The sequence below is a fragment of the Helicobacter pylori genome, from assembly GCF_014497725.1.
In the GTDB taxonomy this organism is placed as follows: Bacteria; Campylobacterota; Campylobacteria; order Campylobacterales; family Helicobacteraceae; genus Helicobacter; species Helicobacter pylori_DE.
Window position 1 is genome coordinate 62,163 of sequence record NZ_JACTGF010000001.1, and the last position, 22,238, is coordinate 84,400.

The following is a 22,238-nucleotide window of genomic DNA, read 5'->3' on the forward strand; positions in this document are numbered from 1 at the left end:
TGCCTAAAAACCCTACCAAACTTAAAAAGTATAAACATAACGCAAATACATAGAATACTGACGGCGTAAGGTTTGGGTCAAGCTGAAATTGGTTTCTGCTCCGGTGATAGTGGTTGGTTGGCCATTCTCTAGCGGGCCTTGTTTTTTCGCTCTTATAGTAGTAGAGCCTTTAAAAAAGTGATTAGGGAGCGTGGGGATTTTGATACCAAACTCAATGCCATGGTGTTCAAAAATATTAGTCCTAATGCCCACATTCACTAAAAATTGGAAAATCGTGTGATTCACCTTAGCGTTTAATTTTCCTGTGGTATAGACGCTATTAGGGTTAATCCCCACATTGCAACTCGCCGGCGTCGTGTCCCCGCAAGTGATTGTGCCATCAGCGTTAGTCATGTAAGCGTCAGCGTCCGTATTGACGCCATAAACATACCCGTTCTTAAAATACCCCACACGATTATTAGTCCAAGTGTTACCCGCAAAATTCACGCCTAAAAAAAACCCAGCTGTGGCTTTAGGCTTGTCTATAATATTAAAAAGCATGTCTGTGCCAAAACCATAAGTATACATGTCGGCTTTTTGATCGCTCAAATAAAAAGGCGATATAGCGTTAGCGGCCCTGGAGTTAGAGAAATTGGTATGCCCGTAATCAAAAAAGCCATAATAGCGCAACCCAAACCACCTTTTTTTACCGATAAAATGCTTATAGCCTGTCATCACGCCTAGCCCATACATCGGCTGGTTACGGCCAGGAATGTTTTTATTGGTGCTTAGCATGGTGCGAGAAGTCCAATTGACCACGCAATTAGCTTTAGTATAGCCTGGCGTTCCTGGCGTCCCTGAAGCTGGCTGACAGCCACCGGTCTGCCCGTCAGGGACTTTACCATTATCATTGGCCGAAACATCGCCAAAAGGCACTTGAAACAACTCGCCGTTTTTATAAGCGTTGGTCTTTTGATCAGCCCTACCCACTTCCAAGCTAATCCCCACAAACGCGCCATTCTTTTCATGGGCATTTAAGGGGTTTGTCAGCCATAACGAACTCAAAAGAGCGCCTAAAATTACCGAGCCTTTTTTAGAAATATCTAAAGATTGAGCTATCAAAACAGATTCCTTACGATTAAAATTTTTACCAACCATTTTGCAATCTTGCATTCTATTTTTCTTCTTTGTCATAAAATTGAGCACCACTCTCTAGGGTCTCCGCTTAAGTATTACTTTTTTAATTATTTTATTATAGCTAATTGCAATCTTAAAAGTCAAACAAAAACCACCCCTAAAATTCCCATAATAGTGGGATACTTGACAATAAAACCCTTTTATAGTAGATTAAAAACTCTTTAATTTTCCCATGAATAAAGGATTTTAAATGGATGCGATTTATCCTTATGTGTTGGTTGTTCATTTATTGTGTGCCATTATTTTTATTGGCTACTTGTTTTTTGATGGGGTGATTTTCCCTAATGTGAAGAAAATGTTTGGCGAAGAGTTTGCCAATAAAGCGAATGCAGGAATCACTCAAAGAGCGATCAAAATCATGCCCTTATGCGTTTTAGGGCTTGTTTTAACAGGGGGCATGATGCTTAGCCAATACATGGGGGGCGATAAAGGCTGGTGTGAAACCCCTTTTCAAAAGATACTCATGCTTAAAGTGATCTTAGCGTTAAGCATTTTTCTTTTAGTGCTTTTTTCTTTATCGTGTAAGTTTTTGGGCAAGAAAAACCCTATTGGTAAATATATCCACCCTATCGCTCTAACTTTTGGCTTTTTAATCGCTATTTTAGCCAAAACGATGTGGTTTGTTTAAGAGCGTTTCAACCTCAAAGAATTTAAAACCACTAAGAGCGAGCTAGCGCTCATGCTCAAACTCGCTATTAAAGGGTTGATGTATCCTAGCATAGCGACCGGGATTAAAACAGCGTTATAAATCAAGCTCAAAACAATGTTTTGCAACACCACTTGATAGACTTTTTGAGCGTTATGAAACGCTTTTTCTAACAAACTCAAATCCTCTTCTAAAAGCAAAATATCGCATGCGCTTTTACTCAAAGCGCTTTTTTCAAACCCCAAAGAAACGCTCGCTTGTTTTAAGGCTAGCGCGTCATTATTGCCATCGCCTATCATTGCGCACACGCCCTTATAAGAGCTGACGATTTGAGCCTTATCTTCAGGGGTCAAATTAGCATGATACTTAGAAATCCCTAATTTTTTCGCGCACTCCTTAACCGAGCTTTCATTATCCCCGCTTAAAATTTCTAATTCTAATCCTTGATTTTGTAAAGCCTGAATGACTTCTTTAGCGTTAGCTTTCAAACGCTCTTCTAAAATGAATAACGCGCACAAAGTCTTGTTTTTCGCAAAACCTACCATGATATTAGCGCTCTCTTTAGTCTTTATACCAACCCCCATAGCGTTTAAAAATTTCAAACTCCCCACTAGCAAAGTTTCGTTTTGATAATTCGCTTTCAGGCCATGAGCGAAAAACTCTATCTTTTCTAGATTAACCTCATCGCCATTTAGAGTTTTAAGAATCGCATTATGGGCTAAATGCTCCCTGGTTTTTAAAAGGCTCTTCAAAAGCCTTCCATCAAATTCTTTATAAATGATTTTTTCTTTTAAAAGGACTTCTTTTTGCGTGAGCGTGCCGGTTTTGTCTATAAAGATTTTTTTCACTTTAGCCAGAGTTTCTAAAAATAACGCTTCTTTAAACACGATCAAAGGGTTTTTAAACACCCCTATCACTAACGCAATGGGCGTAGCCAGAGCGAACGCACAAGGGCAGCTTATGACTAACACGCTAACACACACCATTAAAGCTTTTTCAAAATTACCCCCCAAACCAAATTGCCATAATAAAAAGCTCACAAAGGCTAAAAACAACACCGTTTTAGAAAAAATATCCGCAATTTGATTCGCACTACTCTCAATTAAGGGCTTTTCTAAAAAACTCTTTTTTAAAGTTTCTAACAAACCAGAAAGGCGTGAGTTTTGAAAAGTAGCGCTCACTTGATAGCTAAAAGGCACGCCCACATTCACATAACCCCCTAAAATTGGATCATTAACCCCCAATTCCAAAGGCTTAAACTCCCCGCTGATCAAAGACGCATCCACGCTTGCGTTATTTAAAAGCACGCCATCTAGTGCGATTTTAGCCCCGCTTGGCACCCAAACAACAGAGCCTATCGCCACATCTTTAGGGTGTTTTTCTGTTTGCTTGCCATTTTCTACAACGATCACGCTATGGATTTCATGCGATTCTAGGGCCAGACATTTTTCATTCGCAAACAGCCTGGCTTTTAATTCCAAAAACTTAGAGCCAAAAACAAGCGTTAAAATCGTGCTGCTCGCTTCAAAATAAGTCTCTTGAGACACCAACATCGCATAAATGGAATAAACAAACGCCGATAACGCCCCAAAAGACACGCTCAAATCCATGCCCAAAACGCCATTTTTTAGCCCATAAAACGCCCCATTAATGAAAAAACGCCCCACCACCACTAACACCAACAAACTTAAAAAGAGCGATACGAGATCCAAATTCCTTTGCATGAGTTTATCCATGCCGCTACCATAACTCGCGCTACCATAACTTGCGTATTTGGCAATTGCAATAAACATCAAATTCATGGTGGCAAAAAACCCCACGCTCAAAGTGAGCAAATAGGAGCGCTGCTCTTTTTGGGCTTTTAGGGCGTAATTTTTTGCGTTATAAATTTTAGCCCCATAACCCAAACTCTCAATTTTTTGAATAATCTCTTTAGGGTTTAAAGACTTGTCAAACACGATTTGTAAATGGTGGGTGGTGAAATTCACGCTCACTTTTTTAACCCCCTTTAAGCGCTCTAAAACCTTTTGATTGAGCCACAAGCAAGCGTTACAATGCGTTTTTTCTAGCAAAAGATTAAGGATTAATTCGCCCTTATTGTTTTCTTCAAGGGCTTGTTCTAATTCCAAAGCATTCATTGAATCTTGGGGCGTTACGGGGGCTAAAGTGGAATCGTTTAATTTGTCATAAAAACTCTCTAAATTCAAATCCAACAATAACGCATACACCCTAGCGCACCCCGTGCAGCAAAAATGCAATTCTCTATGATGGATCACCTCTTTAAAAAGCTCACTTTCTTTAAACTCCAACTGGCAATGCGAACATTTCATTTTTGAATCCTTAATTTAGAAGCGCTTTGATAGAATAAGTGTTACAGATTTGATAGATGCTTAGAACTTCTTTGGTGTTGTCGCTTTGGTTTTTGGAATGGTGCGTGATTAAAGGGGGCAAAACTTTTAGAGCGCTTTTGGAATTATTCCTAGCCGCTCCAAGCATCAAATGGGCGTTTTTGTCTTTAAAACTTTGGACAAACCTTAAAGCCTCTAGCGTGAGTTTAACGCTTTTTAAACCCTCTATGACCAAGCAAAGCGACAAGGCTTCATAACAAAAAATAAAATACCCTTTAGGTTTTAGGCATTTTTTCACTTTAACCACCAAAGAAGCGAAGTCTAATTCGCTCTGGTGCCTCGCATGCCCTTTAATTTTAGATTTAATAGAGCCTAAGGCATAAAAAGGAGGATTGCACATAATTACATCATACAAAATCGGGGGGTTGAAATCTAAAAAATCGCTTTCAAACACTTGAGCGTTAGGGAATTTGAGGGCGTTTTTTTGGGAGCAAAACGCCATTTTGCTATCCTTTTCCACTAAATGAACGCTCGCTAGCGGGTTGTCTCTAGCACAGAGCAAGCCTAGAACCCCACACCCTGAGCCTATGTCTAAAATCGCACCACTATTTTTGATAAAAGGGCGTGAAAAATCGTATAAAAAAAGCGAATCGCTATTGTAAGAATAAGCGTTTAATGGCTGGTATAATCTTAAGAGTTTTCTATCCATAAAAGGGCTTCATTTTCTAAGATTTGCGCATGCAACAACCGCCCTTTAAAAGGGGTTTTTAGAGCGAATGCACTAAACACTTCGCTAATCATAGACGCATGCGAATGCAAAAGCAACGCATCAATTTTGTCCCTCAAGCTCTCAAACAATCCCCACCCCCCTTCAATGAAATTAAACCCTTTCTCTAGGGGTAAATCTTTAGGGTTGTTGAAAATATTAACCAAACGATTGGGCACAGAAAAAACTTTTGAATTAGGATTAATTGAGTGTTTGGATAAAATAGCGATATTGGGGTTTTTATTGTGATAAAAGCTATCGCAAAAGCGAGTGTCTAATAAGGGGTTGTCCGTTCTTATGGTTTTCCCAGAAATGATGAGCGTGTCGCATATTGCTCGCTGGTTGTGCGTAAAAATAACGCTTTTTTGCCCGGTGATCTTGCCATGGTAATAATCCCCATTCATCCTTAAAGCGAGTTTGAACAAATTAAAACGCCCCTTTTGTTCCATTACCCTAAAAGGCAAGAGCAAGTCCTTAGCCTTGTTTTCTAAATTGCGGCAAATTATTGTTTCAATACGAGCCTTTTGTAGCTTTGCTAAACCCCCTTTTTTCGTTTCGTTTTCTTCTGCGGCAATGACCACTCTTTTAGGCTTTAAAATTTCTAACAATTCGCTACACGCTGGGGTTTTGCCATAAGAATTGCATGGCTCTAGGGTGATTAAAAAAACGCAGTCTGTAAAAGCGTTATCGTGGCGCGTTTTTAAAAAATCGCTTAAAGTTTTAGGGTCTTCTAATTTTTCTAAATCGCTTTTTAAATGGGGGCGTAAAATCTTTAACGCCGATTTAGCGGCCAAGACTTCTGCATGCGGGGTTTTGGCTTTTTTGTGGGTTTCTAAACTCAAGATCTCATGGTTTTTATTTAACACCATGCAGGCTACGCTTGGGTTTTCTAAGGCTAAGGTTTGATGCTCCCACGCCTTATTCAAGCAAATTTCTAATAAACTTTCATAAAGTCTCATGGTTTAACTAGGGAAAAAAGGCAAAAGCAAAAAGCCTTTAATCGCTAAAGCGTTAATAATATCAACAAAAAACGCCCCCACTAAAGGCACGACGATAAACGCTACATGCGATGGCCCATAGTGGTTGGTGATGGTTTGCATATTCACCATAGCCGTTGGGGTCGCTCCAAGCCCAAAACCGCAATGCCCCGCGCACAACACCGCCGCATCATAATCCTTCCCGCATACCCTAAAGGTTACAAGCACCACGTAAAGGATCATAACCGCCACTTGAACGCTCAAAATAACCGCTAATGGCACAGCGAGTTTTAACAATTCCAATAAATTCACGCTCATTAAAGCGTAGGCTAAAAACAGACTCAAACTCACATTCCCTATGACTGAAACCTCTCTGTCAAACACGCTATGGATTTTAAAAAACGACAAAGCGTTCCTTAAGATAACCCCCACAAACAAACACCACACGAAAGTCGGTAAAGTGAAACTTTTAGGCATCAGATGCGATAAAAAAGTCCCCACCAATAAAGCTATTGCAATGAGAGCTAAAGTTTCCACAAAACTGGATGCAGTGATTAGGCGTTGCTCTTTAGGGGTTTCAAAACCTTTAGACACCACGCCCTCTAAAGTGTCTTTTTCTTTAGTGTCTTTAGGCTCTAGTTTGTATTTAGAAATCAAATACTTAGCGACAGGCCCTCCAATAATCCCTCCGCTCACCAAGCCAAAAGTCGCGCACGCCATGCCCACTTCCAAGCTAGAGCTAAAATTATAAGGTGGTTGGGTGAAAAAATTAGCCCATGCCGCACTAGTGCCATGCCCTCCCACTAAAGCAATAGATCCCCCTAAAAGCCCCATTAAAGGATTGACCCCTAAAAGGCTAGCGATAGAAATCCCCACTGCATTTTGACACACCACAAACCCCGCCACAGCCAGCAAAAAGACCGCAAGCATTTTCCCGCCTTTTTGTAAAGATTTGAAATCCGCGCTCAAACCAATGGTGATAAAAAAAGTCAGCATTAAAGGATCTTTTAAAGAAGAATCAAATTGCAAGCCAAAATTGTAAAACTGACGCGCCAACATGATAAAAAAAGCGACTAAAACCCCGCCCACAACAGGCTCTGGAATATCATAATCGCGTAAAAACTTGACTTTAGAAATCACATAACGCCCCAAGAGTAACACTAAAACCATGCACACCAAAGTGGCATAAATGTCTAATTTAATTTCTTGCAAGCTTGCATCCTTATTAATCAAATTTATCTTATTATAATATAATAGCCCCCTAAAAGAACGAGATCAGTTAGAAAGTAGGTGTTCCTTGCATACAGTATTACAAATTGGAGCTGGTGGCGTAGGCAGTGTCGTGGCGCACAAAATGGGCATGAACAGAGATGTGTTTAAAAATATCATTTTAGCGAGCAGGAGCTTAGACAAATGCTATGCGATTAAAGAAAGCATGCTCAAAAAGGGTTTGGGGGAAATTGGCGTTGAGCAAGTGGATGCCGATGATACGCAAGCCTTAGTCGCTTTAATCCAAAAACACAAGCCTAAAGTCGTTGTTAATGTGGCTTTACCCTATCAAGATTTAACGATCATGCAAGCATGTTTAGAGACTAAAACGCATTACATTGATACCGCCAATTACGAACACCCGGATTTAGCGAAGTTTGAATACAAAGAGCAATGGGCGTTTGATAAAGCTTATAAAGAAGTGGGGATTTTAGGGGTTTTAGGGGCTGGGTTTGACCCGGGCGTAACTAACGCTTATGTCGCTCACGCTCAAAAACACCATTTTGACACTATCCACACTTTAGATATTTTAGATTGCAACGCTGGGGATCACAAACGCCCTTTTGCCACGAATTTTAACCCTGAAATCAATTTGAGAGAAGTCAGCTCTAAAGGGCGTTATTATGAAAACGGCAAATGGATTGAAACAAAGCCTTTAGAAATCAAGCAAGTGTGGGCTTACCCGCAGATTGGCGAAATGGATTCGTATCTTTTATACCATGAAGAATTGGAATCGTTAGTCAAAAACATTAAAGGTTTGAGGAGGGCGAGGTTTTTTATGACTTTCTCTCAAAATTATTTAACCCACATGAAATGCTTAGAAAATGTCGGCATGCTAGGCATTAAGGAAATAGAGCATCAAGGCGTAAAAATCGTGCCGATACAATTTTTAAAAACCTTGCTTCCGGATCCGGCCACTCTAGCCAAAGACACCACCGGTAAAACCAACATCGGGTGCTATATGACCGGCATCAAAAACAACCAAGACAAAACGCTCTACATTTACAACGTGTGCGATCACAAAAAATGCTATGAAGAAGTGGGTTCGCAAGCCATAAGCTACACCACCGGCGTGCCAGCGATGTGTGCGGCTAAAATGATTTGCAACGACACTTGGAGCGTGGAGCATTTTAAAGCCGGGGTGTTTAACGTAGAAGAATTAAACACCGATCCCTTCATGGAAGAATTGATCAAACAAGGCTTGCCTTATGAAGTGATTGAGCGCTAATTTTAGGCTTCAATCTTCACTTGGCGCAATAAACACCGATTCCCTTTCTATCGTAATATTCTTATCGTCTGTGCTGTAAGCTTGTATCGTAATAGGGATTAAAGCGTCTTTAGCGCGTTTGTATTCTGTGGCGTTACTTTTTAGGGGTTTTCTTAAGATCACTACCGCTTTGATCTTTTGTCCGGCTTTAATGGCGATAGGGTTTAAAGGCTTTTTGATTTGGATGTCTTTTTGCCCTAAAATTTTGAAATAAAACTCATGGTCTTTATTGTCCGTGTTGTGGAATAAAAACACGTAATCGTTATCCACATACCCACTCGATCGCAATTCATACAGATCGCTGTTGCGGTTAATGTCTAAGAGCATGCGTTCTTTTTTAAACGAAGTGATGGCTAAAAGAGCTATTACAACAGCGATAACCCCCATGTAAGCGATCGTTTTTAAACGCACCAGGCGCACTTTTTGGCGCGTATTAATGGCGTTGGTTGAAGACCATTGGATGAGTGAAGGGCGGTTGAATTTAGCCATAGTGATGGTGCATGCATCCACGCATTCTAAGCAATTGATGCATTCTAATTGCAAGCCCTTTCTAATGTCAATATGCGTGGGGCAAACCTGCACGCAATGCAAGCAATTCACGCATTCGTTTTCTGGGCTGCGTTTTTTGGGGGGTAAGGGGAAGAGATGGCCTTGCTTGTCATAAAGCACTCCGCCGCGCTTTTCATCATAAATAGGGTTTAAGGTGTCATTGTCATACAACACCGATTGCACCCTAGCGTAAGGGCATAAATAAATGCAAAAACGCTCCGCAACCACCACAATATCAAATAGCACCACAGCCGTGCTAAAAAGCCAAAAACCCATAGCAACAGGGTGATCGCTAGGGTTTTTAAGATACATAAAAAAATCTTCTGGGGCGATGAAATAAAAGAAAAACAACATCATTAGCCCCGCCACAACAGGAGCGAACAACAAAACGCTCAATACTTTACGCACCTTATAGCTTGGGGTGTTTTTAGGGCTTTCTTGTTTGTTGCTGATCTTTTTATGGAGTTTGAAAATCTTGGTTTCAATCACGTCTCTATAAAGCACCCTTAAAAAGGTTTGCGGGCAAGCCCACCCGCACCACACACGCCCAAGGCTAGTGGTGATGAAAAAAATCCCTATAAAAAGCAAAATAACCATAAAAGGCATGACTTGCAATTCTTCAGCGCTAAAGATCTTGCCTAAAAAATGCAGTTGCTTATGTTCAAAGGAGATCAAAAACAAATGCGCCCCATCAATGCGAACAAAGGGCGTGATTAATAACGCTAAAGAAATCAATAAAAACCCTATGTAACGCTTCAAGCGAAACGATTTTAAAAAATGGCTAGAAGTTTCAAGCATTCTCAATATCCTAAAATTTTTAAGCCACTATACCCTAACAACTTAACGCTTTCACTTAAAAAGCAACATGTTATAATGAACACTATTTTATTTGAAAGGGTATTTATGGAAAGCGTTTTAAATTTCCTGACCAATATCAATGTGATTTTCACCCTTTTGGGCTATTTGATTGGGGGGATTCCTTTTGGCTATGCGTTAATGAAAATCTTTTACGGCATGGATATTACTAAGATTGGATCGGGGGGCATTGGCGCAACAAATGTCTTGCGCGCTTTACAAAGTAAGGGCGTGAGCAACGCTAAACAAATGGCGCTATTAGTCTTAATCTTGGATCTATTCAAAGGCATGTTTGCGGTGTTTTTGAGCAAATTGTTTGGGTTGGATTATAGTTTGCAATGGATGGTTGCTATCGCTAGTATTTTAGGGCATTGTTATTCGCCTTTTTTGAGTTTCAATGGAGGCAAGGGCGTTTCTACGATCATGGGTTCTGTGGTGTTGCTCATTCCTATTGAAAGTCTTATCGGCTTGACGGTGTGGTTTTTTGTGGGTAAGGTGCTTAAAATCTCTTCACTCGCTAGCATTCTAGGGGTAGGCACAGCGACTGTTCTTATCTTTTTTGTGCCTTATATGCATATCCCAGATAGCGTCAATATCCTTAAAGAAGTCGGCACGCAAACGCCGATGGTATTGATTTTTATTTTTACCCTTATCAAGCATGCGGGTAATATTTTCAATTTATTAGCCGGTAAGGAAAAGAAAGTCTTATGAAAACTAAACAAGGCGTTCATGTCCATAACTTGGTGTTTGAAACGATTTTGGGGATTTTAGAGTTTGAACGCTTAAAACCCCAAAAAATAAGCGTGGATTTGGATCTTTTCTACACGGAATTACCCAATAAGGCTTATTTAGACTACATGGAAATCCAAGAGCTTATCCAAAAGATGATGCAAGAAAAACAATACTTACTCATTGAAGACGCCCTAAAAGATCTAAGCCAAATTTTAAAAACGCGCTATAGTGGAATCTCTGAGCTTTATTTGAAAATCAGCAAGTTAGAAATTTCTCCCAATTCTCAAGTGGGAGCGAGCGTGAAAATTTGCTATGAAACCGATCTTTAGCCTCTTTTTCCTCCTTATGGTTTTAAAAGCACACCCCATAAACCCTTTATTAGAGCCGTTATATTTCCCCAGTTACGCGCAATTTTTAAATTTAGAACCTCATTTTGTCATTAAAAAAAAGCGCGCTTATAGACCCTTTCAATGGGGGAATACCATTATCATCAAACGCCATGATTTAGAAGAACGCCAGAGCAACCAGCCAAGCGATATTTTCCGCCAAAACGCTGAAATCAATGTGTCTTCTCAAACTTTTTTAAGAGGAATGAGCAGTGCTTATTCACGAATAGTGATCGATTCAGTTGCTCAGTAAAATGCTAAAACTTTTTTTAATCATATTTTTCTTGGTATTTTCTTAATCCTAAAACAAATTTAAGGTATTATTAAATAGAATAATGTAATAATAACCTTAGGTTCAAAACTTGACTAAATTTTTAGAAAAAAGTAAATAAAAAGGCTAAAAGAAATGCTTAGAAATCAATTTCGTATCGTGTTTGTCTCTTGTATTGTCGCTAGCAATTTGCAAGCTCAAGAAACAACCCACACTTTGGGTAAGGTAACCACTAAGGGTGAAAGGACTTTTGAATACAACAATAAAATGTATATTAACAGGAAAGAACTCCAGCAACGCCAAAGCAACCAAATCCGTGATATTTTTAGGACTAGAGCGGATGTGAATGTGGCTAGTGGGGGCTTAATGGCGCAAAAAATCTATGTCAGGGGGATTGAGAGCCGTCTTTTAAGGGTAACAATAGATGGCGTCGCCCAAAATGGTAACATTTTCCACCATGACGCTAACACCGTGATCGATCCTAACATGATTAAAGAAGTGGAAGTGATTAAAGGGGCGGCAAACGCTTCAGCAGGTCCAGGCGCGGTGGCGGGTAAATTGTCTTTCACCACGATTGACGCTAACGACTTTTTAAGAAAGAACCAAACTTATGGTGCTAAAGCGGAAGCGGGCTTTTACACTAACTTTGGATACCGCATGAACGCCACTGCAGCCTATCGCGGTAAAAATTGGGACATCCTAGCCTATTACAACCATCAAAATATTTTTTATTACAGAGACGGGAACAACGCTTTTAGGAATCTCTTCCACCCTAACTACGATTTACAAGACCCGAGCAATAGCGACATTGGCATAGGGACTCCAAGCGAAGTCAATAGCGTTTTAGGTAAAGTCAATGGCTATATCAACGACACGGATACCATCAGCTTAAGCTACAACATGACAAGGGAGAATTCCACCAGGCTTTTACGCCCTAACACCACTTCAGCCCTCTCCAAAGCCAACGACCCAGGAAGCCAGCCAGCGCCTTTTGTGATTGACTTTGGGAAAGAATTAGCCCATACGATCAACTTCAACCACAATTTGAGTCTGAAATACAAGCATGATGGAGGCACTAGTTTTAGTCAGCCGCGCGTTGAATCTACTGCCTTTTTAGGGGTAAGGGGGGGCGATTATAACCCCGTGGTGAATCCTTTCGCTTACAATTCTAACGAGCCGGCTAACCCGGATTACATCCCTGAAGTTAAAGATTGGTGTAACAACCCGGACAATATCAGCCAGTGCACGCAAGGAGCTATCAGACCCTCTGATGGAGGCTATCAAATAGGCTATGGGCAGCCGGGCGCTATCAACTGGCAAGGCGCTTCTGCAATTTCCACAGGATCTAATATTTATCATGGGCTTGTCCCTAAAAATCCTGATTATGACATGACCCCCCCTAACGCTCAAAACCCTAGCGCAAACGATTGGACTTTAGGGAATGCGGACGCTGAGGGGACTTTAGCCAGAAGGATTTTCTTAATCAACTCGGGCGTTAATGTTAAAGTCACCCACCCCATTAGCGAAGATTACGGGAATGTGTTTGAATACGGCATGATCTATCAAAACCTGAGCGTTTTTTCTGGATTGGATAAAGGCAAAAACGGCTATTATAAAAACAACATTGATCCTAACGACCCTAATGGGCCGGGCTTGCCTTACCGCCATTACTACACCGATCAAAGCTCTCAATACCCCCAAAATCTCAACGCCCCTAACCCGCTCTATCGTAACATGCCCCAAAATTCGCATGCGATCGGGAATATCATCGGTGGGTTTATGCAAGCGAACTACAATATTTTAAGCAATGTGATCGTGGGTGCGGGAACTCGTTATGATATTTACACCTTGCTAGACAAAAACGGCCGCACGCATGTAACTTCTGGTTTTTCGCCTTCTGCAACCGTGCTTTATAACCCCATTGAAAGCATTGGCTTGAAAGTGAGTTATGCGTATGTGACTAAGGGGGCTTTGCCTGGCGATGGCGTTTTGATGCGTGATCCCACGGTGATTTATCAAAGGAATTTGCGCCCTGCGATCGGTCAAAATGTGGAATTCAATGTGGATTACAACAGCAAGTATTTCAATGTGCGCGGGGCAGCGTTCTATCAAGTCATCAATAACTTCATCAACAGCTACGGGCAAGACACTTCTAAAAATGGTGGGGGTAACGCGACCGCAAAAAACATGTCAGGGAATTTACCCGAAACCATTAATATTTATGGTTATGAAGTTTCAGGGAATGTGCAATATAAAAATTTCGTAGGGACTTTCTCAGTGGCTCGCTCTTGGCCGACAGCTAGGGGGCATTTATTAGCCGATACTTACGCTTTAGCTGCCACGACTGGGAATGTGTTTATCCTAAAAGCCGATTACAATATCCACAAATGGGGGCTTACTTTAACTTGGCTCTCACGCTTTGTAACCAACATGTTCTATGAAGGCTATTCTATCTACTACCCTCAATACGGCTTGATGAAAATCCATAAGCCTGGGTATGGCGTGCATAATGTCTTTATCAACTGGACTCCTACTTCTAAAAAATGGCAGGGTTTAAGGATTTCAGCCGTGTTTAATAACATCTTAAACAAGCAATATGTCAGCCAGGCTTCCGTGTGGCAAGCGAGCGCGGACGCTCCAGCGAGCGATATGATCCCTAAAAATAAACGCATGGCGCTCCCAGCCCCTGGATTTAATGCGCGTTTTGAGGTATCCTATCAGTTCTAAAATGAAAGAAATCTTAGGATTTCTTTTTGAATTTTAAACATGGGAACAAACATGAAAAAGCCCTATAGAAACCGCCAAACTCTATGGAAAAAGTTCCGCTCGCTCAACAAACTCATTAAGACGCTCTTAAGGATTTTAAAAAAGTAGTTTTATCAAAAATTTAGCGGGTTTAGTTTAAAATAACGCTTTATTTTAGCTCTCAAAAAAGGAATCAAACGCTTTCATCATGGCTAACATCACGACTAAAGAAACGCCCGAAATAACCCCGGATCTTTTGAAAAGCCCTTATCAAAAAATCATCAACGCGAGCGTAAGCGTTTTTGATGAAAACCATGGGCGATCGTTTTTTAGCCCGCAATTTTATGAAAAAATTGAACCTTATTTAAAAGAAGTTTTAACCCAACCTATTGATTTAGAATGCGATCTCAACACCGCTAAAAAAAAGAACCGCTTAACCCCTTTAAAACAGCTTTTTAAGGCGTGCTTTAACGCTGAAGAAATTTTGATCGTGAATAACAACACCAGCGCGGTATTCCTCATCGCTAACGCTTTAGTGCAAGAAAAAGAAATCATTGTTTCTTATGGCGAATTAGTGGGGGGGGATTTTAACCTTAAAGATATTTTATTGAGTAGTGGGGCTAGGCTGCATTTAGTGGGGAATATTAATCGCGCTTATTTAAGGGATTACCGCTTAGCCTTGAATGAAAACAGCAAAATGCTCTTTAAAACCCACAACCCCACTTTCAAAAAAGACACGCCCTTTAAAGATTTGCAAGCCCTGGCTAAAGAGCATGATTTGATTGATTATTACAATTTAGGGGATGTGGATTTGTTGGATAAAACGGCTTTAGAAGAGGTTTTAGCTCTAAAACCATCGCTTTTAAGCTTTAGTGCGGATAAGTGCTTTAACAGCACGCAAGCCGGCATTATTATGGGGCAAAAAGAATGGGTTGGAATATTAAAAAACCACCCCCTTTATAGAACTTTGAGGGTGGATAAAATCACGCTCACCTTGCTTTTTTGCAGCCTAAAAGCATGGGTCAATCATCAAGAAGAAATCACAATCCATGCGCTACTGAACCAAACTAAAGACGCCTTATTGCAAAAAGCCTTGAAACTCTACGCCCTTTTAAAGCCTTTAGAATTGAATGTGAGCATAGCCTCTAGCTTTTCTAAAATAGGGGATTTGCCCAATAGAGAATTGGAATCCTTTTGCGTGAAAGTCCAGCCCAAAAACACCCAGAATTTAGATTGCGAGAAACTTTATTTAAGGCTTTTTCAAAAAGGCGTTATTACAAGAATTTCATGCGCATTTGTGTGCTTTGAAGTCTTTAGCTTGAATGAAAAAGATTTGGAAAAAATCGCTCTGGTTTTAAAAGAAATCCTCAACAAGGCTTAAAAATTCGCTATAATAAAATCTCTTTCAAAAACGCCATCTCCCCCATAAAATGACAGAGAATGATAGAACATCAATTTAAAGGAACTCAAGAATGGAAAAAATCAGCGATCTTATAGAATGCATTGCGTATGAAAAAAATTTGCCTAAAGAGATGATTTCAAAAGTGATTCAAGGCTGTTTGTTAAAAATGGCGCAAAACGAGTTAGACCCCCTAGCGTGCTACTTGGTGGTTGAAGAAAACAAGCAGCTCCAGCTTATCCAGTTGGTGGAAGTTTTAGAAGATGATGATGAAAGGTTGATTAACGATCCTTCTAAATACATCAGCCTGTCTAAAGCCAAAGAAATGGATCCAAGCGTTAAAATTAAAGACGAATTGTCTTACAGCTTGAGTTTGGAGAGTATGAAGCAAGGAGCGATCAACCGCCTTTTTAAAGATTTGCAATACCAGTTAGAAAAAGCGTTAGAAGACAGCCACTTTGAAGCGTTTCAAAAGCGTCTTAACAGCGTTTTAATGGGGCAAGTGATTTTAGTGGATCACAATCAAAACACCTTTATTGAGATTGAGCAGCAATTTCAGGGCGTTCTTTCCATGCGCCATCGCATCAAGGGCGAGAGTTTTAAAATAGGCGATAGCATCAAGGCGGTTTTAACGCAAGTCAAACGCACGAAAAAAGGCTTATTGTTAGAGCTGAGCCGCACCACCCCTAAAATGCTTGAAGCCTTGTTGGAATTAGAAGTCCCTGAAATTAAAGATAAAGAAATTGAAATCATCCATTGCGTGCGAATCCCAGGTAACAGAGCGAAAGTGAGCTTTTTTTCCCATAACGCTAGGATTGATCCCATAGGCGCGGCGGTGGGGGTTAAGGGCGTGCGCATTAATGCGATCAGTAACGAATTGAATAAAGAAAACATTGATTGCATAGAGTATTCTAATGTGCCTGAAATTTATATCACTCTCGCGCTCGCTCCAGCCAAAATTTTAAGCGTTGAAATTAAAAAAATCCCCATAGAAGAATTGAATGCTGAAGAAAAAGAATCCGTTCAAGAGCGTTTCATTGTCAATAACCATTTGCAAAAGGCTAAAGTGCGTTTATTGGACATTGAAAAATCTAAGGCTATCGGTAAAGGCGGGGTGAATGTGTGCTTAGCGTCCATGCTTACAGGCTATCACATAGAGTTTGAAACCATTCCTAGCGTGAAAGAAAACGCAGAAAATGAAAGCGAAAAAGAAACGCCAAAAGTGGGGGTAGAAGCTTTAGAGTCTTTGTTTAAGAATTGAAATGATTTCTGTGAAACTTATTGAGTCCTTAATCAAAAGGGCTTTAAGAAAATACTATGCAAGATTTAAAACATTTTAAAAATGATATTACGCTCATTCTATCTAAAGAAAGATTAGATGCTTATGACAGCCTAGAGCAATATAAAGAAAATTTAAAACTCATTGCTTTTATCACGCCTAAAATCTCTAACTTAGAAATTTATTTACGCAACGCTTTAGACTATTGCTTGACTCAAATGAAAGGGAGCGAATAGGTGTTTAATGAAAATTCTTTAACAGATTTAATTAACGATCAAAAAGAAAAGAAAAAAGAAATCACGCATTCTTTAATCTTATCTAAAATGTCTTTAGGGGCAGTGATTAGGCTTATTTTTTGTTATAAGTTAGAGGGGGTTGTGCTAGATTTGAGAGCGTATCGTTTGAGAGCTTATTATCACGAAAATAAAGATACCTTGCTTATTAAAAGCAAAAAACGCCTTCTTTACAATTATATTAAAGCCCATATAGCGTTAAACTTGCTATGGACGATTAGAAATCGCGCGTATCATTGGGAAAATTTACTCAAAATCCAACCGAACAACCGCCCACGAATAGCCACACCATTCAATGGAAAAACAGAAAACATTCCAATGGACAGAATTTTAGTGATTGGTATTGAACCTAACAAAATCACTCTATTTTTAGATGATTTGATTAAAAGCATTGAGAATAAAGATTTTGAAGACTTAAGTAGTTTGTAAAAAAGTGGGCTACTGAAGCCCTTATAATGTAGAAGCATTATAACCCAAAAATCAAAATAAATCAAATTTCTTAAAAACCTAATCGCTTTTTTCATCTTTTAACAATCCTTTTAGCACAAGAGCCATTTTTTATAACCAAAATAAGTCTTTTTTCCACTATATAGATTTAAAAGCAATTTTATGGTATTTTTTAGTTTTTAAGGCGTTTGCTTTAAACATCACGATCCCTACTATTTATGGTTTTAGTCCAAAGCCATGCGTTAGAAAAAGCTTTTTAATCTTTAAATCACACTTGATTGTTTTTGCTTGTTTTAAGGGTTAGGATAAAATAACGCTAACCCCCTAGTTTTTTGCTAGAGATTAGGGGGTAAATCACCTTCAAAGGATTACTATGTCCAAAAAACATGGTAAAAAGCCTTTGGTTGTATTATACTTAAAAATACCTTTTTTTTTAAGTATAGGGTTAAAATCGTTGTTAAAAAAACCCATTAAAACTAAAGGTTTCCCCTATTTAAGGGGTTTCCTTTAAGGTGAATCGTTTTTATTTCTTGTGAAGTTTTTTAATATGATTTTAAATTAGTGATTTGTAGCTTTTATAAAAATCGTTTTTGTGAGATTAGGATAAAATAACGCTCACCCCCTAGTTTTTCGCTAGAGATTAGGGGGTAAAGTTTGTCTAGGAGACTTCTATGAGAAAAAATCATAGTAAATACTCTTGGGAGACATTATACCTAAAAATCAGTTTTTTAGGGTTTTGTTTGGAATTAAAAATCAAACGATAGTTTTTCAAGAGTCCCCCTTTTTTAAAGGGGGGTGTTTCTTAGACAAAGAACAAGCGTTTTTTATTCACTGCCCGTTTTCAATGGTTTTGATTTCTTCATCGGTGAGGTTGTAGAGCTGATAGACTAAGGCGTCAATTTCTTTTTCTAACTTTTGAGTGTTGGCTTTGGGGTCTTTTGCTTTTGATTGTAGGATTTTATCCACTAAAGCGATGATTTTATCGGCTGTAGGCTTGTTTGATTTGGTGATTTGTGGAATGGGTAGCCGTTCTATAAAAGCCTTTTTATAGCGATAGCCGCTCTCGCCTAGTCCTCCGCCAGCATAGAAAGTTTTGAAAGCAAAAGTGATCAATTTAGAATGTAACATTCCTAAAAGATAGCGCAAATGCTCTCCTGTGAGAATGAAGCTCGTGGCTTCTGCATAAAAAACCCCTAATTCACACTCTCCATTATCCAAATAAAATCGTGGCTCTTGCACGATCTCGCCATACACAATTTTCTCTTTTTCAAAATCTTGATAATAGCTTGCCGCCCATCTTTGCAAGCAATACCATTCATATCTCTTTCCGGTTTCATCTTTATTGCGTTTTAAAAGTTCATCTTTATGTGAAAGCAAATGAGCATAGATAATAGGATAATGGATAGAAAAATCTTTTTCATTTTGTTCCATGTCTTTTGGACTACCGGTGTTTGGAAAATGCCAAGGTATAAAAATAACCCACTCCCCCGCCCACTCATAAGAATACCTTTTAATGTCTTTCCCTCTTAAAATAGGCTTGATGAGCGTTTCTGTGCGCTTTCTTTCTTCTTGCGTCTTGCAAGCGTTCAATATCTCTTCTCTTTTTTCAGTGGTAATGATAAAGGCTTCGTTAGCGCCGGTTTTTATCCCGTAATTGATTTGAATATCCCAATCTTTAAGCGGGGTGCCAACGCTCTCTATTTTATCCCTTAAATCTAAAAGCGTGGCGTTAGCAAAAATAAAGCTTTCTGTTGAAAGCACGTTTTGCCTCATGGGCAAAGGGCGAGCGCTTTTCAAATCGTTTTTATCGTTTGGGGTGGGTTCGTAATAATTAAAGAGGCTTTCTTTAGGGGGCTCTTGTTTGATGAAACTCATAATACTGGTATCCACGGTGGCGCTCTCAAAGACTTTTAAGGCGTTTAATTCCATGTAGCTAACAATGGTGGTTTTTTTGAGCAGCAATTCTCTTAATTTAGCGCCGTATTTGGCTCGCGCGTATTTGTTGGAAGTGATGAAAGCGTTAAACCCCTTTTCTTTTAAAAGGTGGTAAGATAGGGCAAAAAAGTAGGTGTAAATGTCAGCGGTGCTGTTGTAGAAATCTTGGTATTGCTTTTCTAATAAAGGCTTTATATCTTTGATTTGTTCTTGGCGGATGTAAGGCGGGTTGCCTATGATGCAATCAAAACCTAAAAAATCCCCCTCATCGTCTAAAACTTCAGGGAATTCAAAGCGCCATTCAAGAGCGTTAGCGTAGCGTTCGTTTTCATCTTGTAAATCCTTATAAGATGTTAGGACATAACGGTTAAAATGTTCTAGCCCCACTACTTTATCCGTTTTGTCCAGTTTGGGGTAGGGTGTATAATCATGAAAAAGACCTTCATGCGCCATTTTCTTTTCTAATGCTAGGGCTTCCAATTCTAAGCCGTTATCGTTTGCCTCCTCTAAGATACTCTTGCCATAGAGTTCTAAATGTTCTTTTAAAAATTTTTTAAATTTTAATTCTTTTTGAGGGGGTTCTAAAGTGAGTTTAAAAGCTTCTTTAATTTTCTCTATCCTATCATTGAGAGCCTTTTTAAAATCTTTGTTAGGGTTTTGTGCTAATTCTTGATAAAGGCGTTCTTTAGCGTATTTTCTAACAGCGTTAGAGTCTTTTATGGGGCGCGTTATACTTTCTAAGATTTTAGGGTCTTTGTAGATTTTAACGAGTTCTTTATATTCAGCGATGTAGTATTCTAGGTTTTTATTTTTTTCGGTTTTTAATAAGGCTTTATCTTTGAGGGCAAACCTAGAAATGAGCGAATTAGTGCACTTGATGTTAATGTCAATGTTGGGGAGGGTTTCAAGATTGTTGGTGTTCTTACCCTCTTCAAAAATATAATAGCTGTATTTTAAAAGCTCTATCCATAGCCTGAGCTTGGTGATTTCGCATGAATTGGGGTTAATATCCACGCCAAAAAGGCAGTTTTCAATGATGTCTTTTTTAAGCTCAAAAAGTTCTTTTTGGATTTGGTGGTGGGGGTCGTTTTCGCTATGCGGTATGGTGTAGTTAAAGACTTTATCCTCTGGCGTGTGAATGATGATTTCATCGTTTTCTAATGTGAGAGAATGGCGATACAAGGAAGCAATAAGCCCTAGCTTGTAAGCGATCAACACCATTTCATTGAGTGCAGAGACTAGAAAATGCCCGCTCCCCACCGCCGGATCGCAAATGCGTAAGGTTAAAAGCGTGTTTAGGTATTCTTTAGCTTTTTGATTTGAAAAATTTCTGTCTATTTTTCCTCGCAACGCTTCTAGATTTTCGCAGTCCCACTGATAAGTGGCGTTGAATTTATCCAACACGATGGGCGTGATACTCTCTTTACACATGTAGCTTGTAATAAAGCTTGGGGTATAAAAGCTCCCCTCTTTATAGCCGTTGAGTTTTTCAAAAACAAGCCCTAAAACGCTAGGGTTAATCAAACGGCTTTCGCTGGTATTGGTGTTATCTTTAATGTCTTTAGGGGTGGTGGTGAAATCATAAAGGCGCAAAAATTCAAAAAGGTATTTTAGCAAGGGTAAATCTTTTTTTTCTTTTTGGTAATTTTCATGTTTTTTGAGAACGGATTTAGGATAAATCTCTAAAGAATAGTTATCAAGCCATTTGATTTCATGCCCCTTTAATTCCAAAGGCGTTTGATCAAACAAACTGGAATTCAAATAAGGGATTTTTTCTAAAATCTTGTTTTCTTTAATGGCTGGGAGGCGCTCGCTGTTTTTCTTGGCTAGGACTTCAAAAAAGAGGGTGTTTAGGGCGTTGAAATCTTTAAAGTTTTCTGTGGTTAAGAAAGATTTTTCAAAATGCTTGAAAGAAATCAAAAGGCTTTCTAAAAGCCGTAAAAACAAAATGCGGTTATTCCAAGCGATGAGTAACGCCATGACTTCTTCATCATCTAAATTTTTGTATTGCTCTTTTAGGGCATAACTTAGGGAGTTTTGGGTGCGGCTGGGCTTGATTAAAATTTTCCCTTTGTCATTTTGCTCTTCTAACCCTAAAATATAGAGCAATTCTTCATAAAAATCTTTGTTAAGCGTGTTAGCGTCAAGGGTTTTCTTTTGTTTTAAAAGGACTTCTTGGCTTAAAACTTGATAAATCAAAGGAAATTCTTTAAAATCATCGCTCAAATTAAAGTGAGTGTAGCGGAGTTCGCCTTCAAAATCCTTTTTTAAATATTCCTCTAAATCGCTGTAGAATTTTTTGGTGCTAGAGTCTGTGCCTTCTTTTTTAGTGCAATCTTTATGGAGTTTTTTGATGCGTTTATCGTCTTTTAAAAAGAGCAAATCCTTACAATCAAAGAGGAAAAATTCATGCGCGTTGCAAATAATGGCGTGTTTTAGGGAGTTGTTGTTTTCTATCTCTTTTAAAAAATAAAAAACCATTTGACAAAAGGCTTTACTGAGCGGGTTTTCTCTGTCTTTGGGGAATTCGTTCCTATTGTTTAGGGCTTTGGCTTCAATAAGCACCCAAGCTTCTTTATCCACATAGATCGCGCTATCCACTTTTTTATTAGTATTGCAGTCATAGTCATAGGTATTTTTTAAAAACTTATTGATTTCATTTTTTTGAAATTCTTCATCACCTTCTCTTTTTGCGTTGTCTAATAAGCTGTTTATTTCTTTTTCAAAATTTTCTATAATTTCTTTTTTGGGTTCTTGGGGATTGTATTTTTTAATAAAATCTTTGAGCGGGATGCGAGCGAACTCAATCATAAAACGCCTTTGAAATGGGATAAAAACGATTATAACAAAAGCACCATGAATTTTAAATAAAACGCTTTTCTTTAAAATTGTTCCATG

The 22,238-nt window shown here is 39.1% G+C and carries 15 protein-coding genes and 1 pseudogene; 9 read left to right on the forward strand and 7 right to left on the reverse strand.

Going from position 1 to position 22,238, the window contains the following annotated elements; all coding sequences use genetic code 11:
• Positions 1-21 precede the first annotated feature (21 nt).
• A complete protein-coding gene (locus H7N69_RS00320; protein WP_187884314.1) occupies positions 22-1,188 on the reverse strand; it encodes an outer membrane protein in 1,167 nt (388 codons plus the stop codon).
• Positions 1,189-1,366: 178 nt separating this feature from the next.
• Between H7N69_RS00320 and H7N69_RS00325 the strand changes: the two genes are divergently transcribed.
• Positions 1,367-1,804 carry a CopD family copper resistance protein gene (locus tag H7N69_RS00325; protein ID WP_039092565.1) on the forward strand — a complete coding sequence of 146 codons (438 nt, stop codon included), beginning with the start codon at positions 1,367-1,369 and terminating at the stop codon, positions 1,802-1,804.
• On the opposite strand, the gene H7N69_RS00330 is transcribed toward H7N69_RS00325, so the two are convergent.
• Genes H7N69_RS00330 through gltS form a run of 4 tightly spaced genes read right to left on the reverse strand, consistent with a single transcriptional unit; the run spans position 1,801 to position 7,125 of the window.
• Entirely contained in the window at positions 1,801-4,152 is a 2,352-nt protein-coding gene (locus H7N69_RS00330) for a heavy metal translocating P-type ATPase (RefSeq protein WP_187884316.1), read from the reverse strand. The genes H7N69_RS00325 and H7N69_RS00330 overlap by 4 nt on opposite strands.
• Before the next feature lie 10 nt (positions 4,153-4,162).
• The gene (locus tag H7N69_RS00335; RefSeq protein ID WP_187884318.1) at positions 4,163-4,879 is read right to left on the reverse strand and encodes a tRNA1(Val) (adenine(37)-N6)-methyltransferase; all 717 of its coding nucleotides are present in this window, start codon (positions 4,877-4,879) and stop codon (positions 4,163-4,165) included.
• Positions 4,861-5,895 (reverse strand): bifunctional diaminohydroxyphosphoribosylaminopyrimidine deaminase/5-amino-6-(5-phosphoribosylamino)uracil reductase, encoded by a 1,035-nt coding sequence (locus H7N69_RS00340; protein ID WP_187884320.1) that lies wholly within the window; start codon positions 5,893-5,895, stop codon positions 4,861-4,863. The genes H7N69_RS00335 and H7N69_RS00340 overlap by 19 nt, the downstream gene beginning before the upstream one ends.
• Before the next feature lie 3 nt (positions 5,896-5,898).
• Positions 5,899-7,125, reverse strand: a complete 1,227-nt coding sequence (gltS, locus tag H7N69_RS00345) for a sodium/glutamate symporter (RefSeq protein WP_015643627.1) — start codon at positions 7,123-7,125, stop codon at positions 5,899-5,901.
• Between the two features lie 85 nt (positions 7,126-7,210).
• Here gltS and H7N69_RS00350 point away from each other — a divergent pair, with 85 nt between their 5' ends.
• The gene (locus H7N69_RS00350; protein ID WP_187863380.1) at positions 7,211-8,410 is read left to right on the forward strand and encodes a saccharopine dehydrogenase family protein; all 1,200 of its coding nucleotides are present in this window, start codon (positions 7,211-7,213) and stop codon (positions 8,408-8,410) included.
• 9 nt (positions 8,411-8,419) lie between these two features.
• Here H7N69_RS00350 and ccoG read toward each other — a convergent pair whose 3' ends face one another.
• Entirely contained in the window at positions 8,420-9,796 is a 1,377-nt protein-coding gene (gene ccoG / locus H7N69_RS00355; RefSeq protein ID WP_187884322.1) for a cytochrome c oxidase accessory protein CcoG, read from the reverse strand.
• A 105-nt stretch (positions 9,797-9,901) separates the two neighbouring features.
• Here ccoG and plsY point away from each other — a divergent pair, with 105 nt between their 5' ends.
• The 7 genes and pseudogenes from plsY to H7N69_RS07805 all read left to right on the forward strand — a co-directional run bounded on the left by plsY (position 9,902) and on the right by H7N69_RS07805 (position 17,387).
• Complete coding sequence (plsY, locus tag H7N69_RS00360; RefSeq protein WP_232260147.1) at positions 9,902-10,564, forward strand: glycerol-3-phosphate 1-O-acyltransferase PlsY; 663 nt, start codon at positions 9,902-9,904, stop codon at positions 10,562-10,564.
• Positions 10,561-10,914, forward strand: coding sequence for a dihydroneopterin aldolase (locus H7N69_RS00365; protein ID WP_187884326.1), 354 nt, complete (start codon positions 10,561-10,563; stop codon positions 10,912-10,914). The genes plsY and H7N69_RS00365 overlap by 4 nt, the downstream gene beginning before the upstream one ends.
• Positions 10,898-11,224, forward strand: coding sequence for a Plug domain-containing protein (locus tag H7N69_RS00370; RefSeq protein WP_187884328.1), 327 nt, complete (start codon positions 10,898-10,900; stop codon positions 11,222-11,224). Before H7N69_RS00365 ends, H7N69_RS00370 begins: the two co-directional genes overlap by 17 nt.
• 153 nt (positions 11,225-11,377) lie before the next feature.
• Positions 11,378-13,969, forward strand: a complete 2,592-nt coding sequence (locus H7N69_RS00375) for a TonB-dependent receptor (protein ID WP_187884331.1) — start codon at positions 11,378-11,380, stop codon at positions 13,967-13,969.
• A gap of 226 nt (positions 13,970-14,195) precedes the next feature.
• Positions 14,196-15,368, forward strand: a complete 1,173-nt coding sequence (locus tag H7N69_RS00380) for an aminotransferase class V-fold PLP-dependent enzyme (RefSeq protein ID WP_187884333.1) — start codon at positions 14,196-14,198, stop codon at positions 15,366-15,368.
• 91 nt (positions 15,369-15,459) lie between these two features.
• Entirely contained in the window at positions 15,460-16,647 is a 1,188-nt protein-coding gene (nusA, locus tag H7N69_RS00385) for a transcription termination factor NusA (RefSeq protein ID WP_187884335.1), read from the forward strand.
• A 56-nt stretch (positions 16,648-16,703) separates the two neighbouring features.
• A pseudogene (locus H7N69_RS07805) lies at positions 16,704-17,387 on the forward strand (CAAX protease).
• Positions 17,388-18,233: 846 nt separating this feature from the next.
• Here the strand turns inward: H7N69_RS07805 and H7N69_RS00400 are convergent.
• The gene (locus H7N69_RS00400) at positions 18,234-22,151 is read right to left on the reverse strand and encodes a type IIG restriction enzyme/methyltransferase (RefSeq protein ID WP_187884337.1); all 3,918 of its coding nucleotides are present in this window, start codon (positions 22,149-22,151) and stop codon (positions 18,234-18,236) included.
• Positions 22,152-22,238 lie beyond the last annotated feature (87 nt).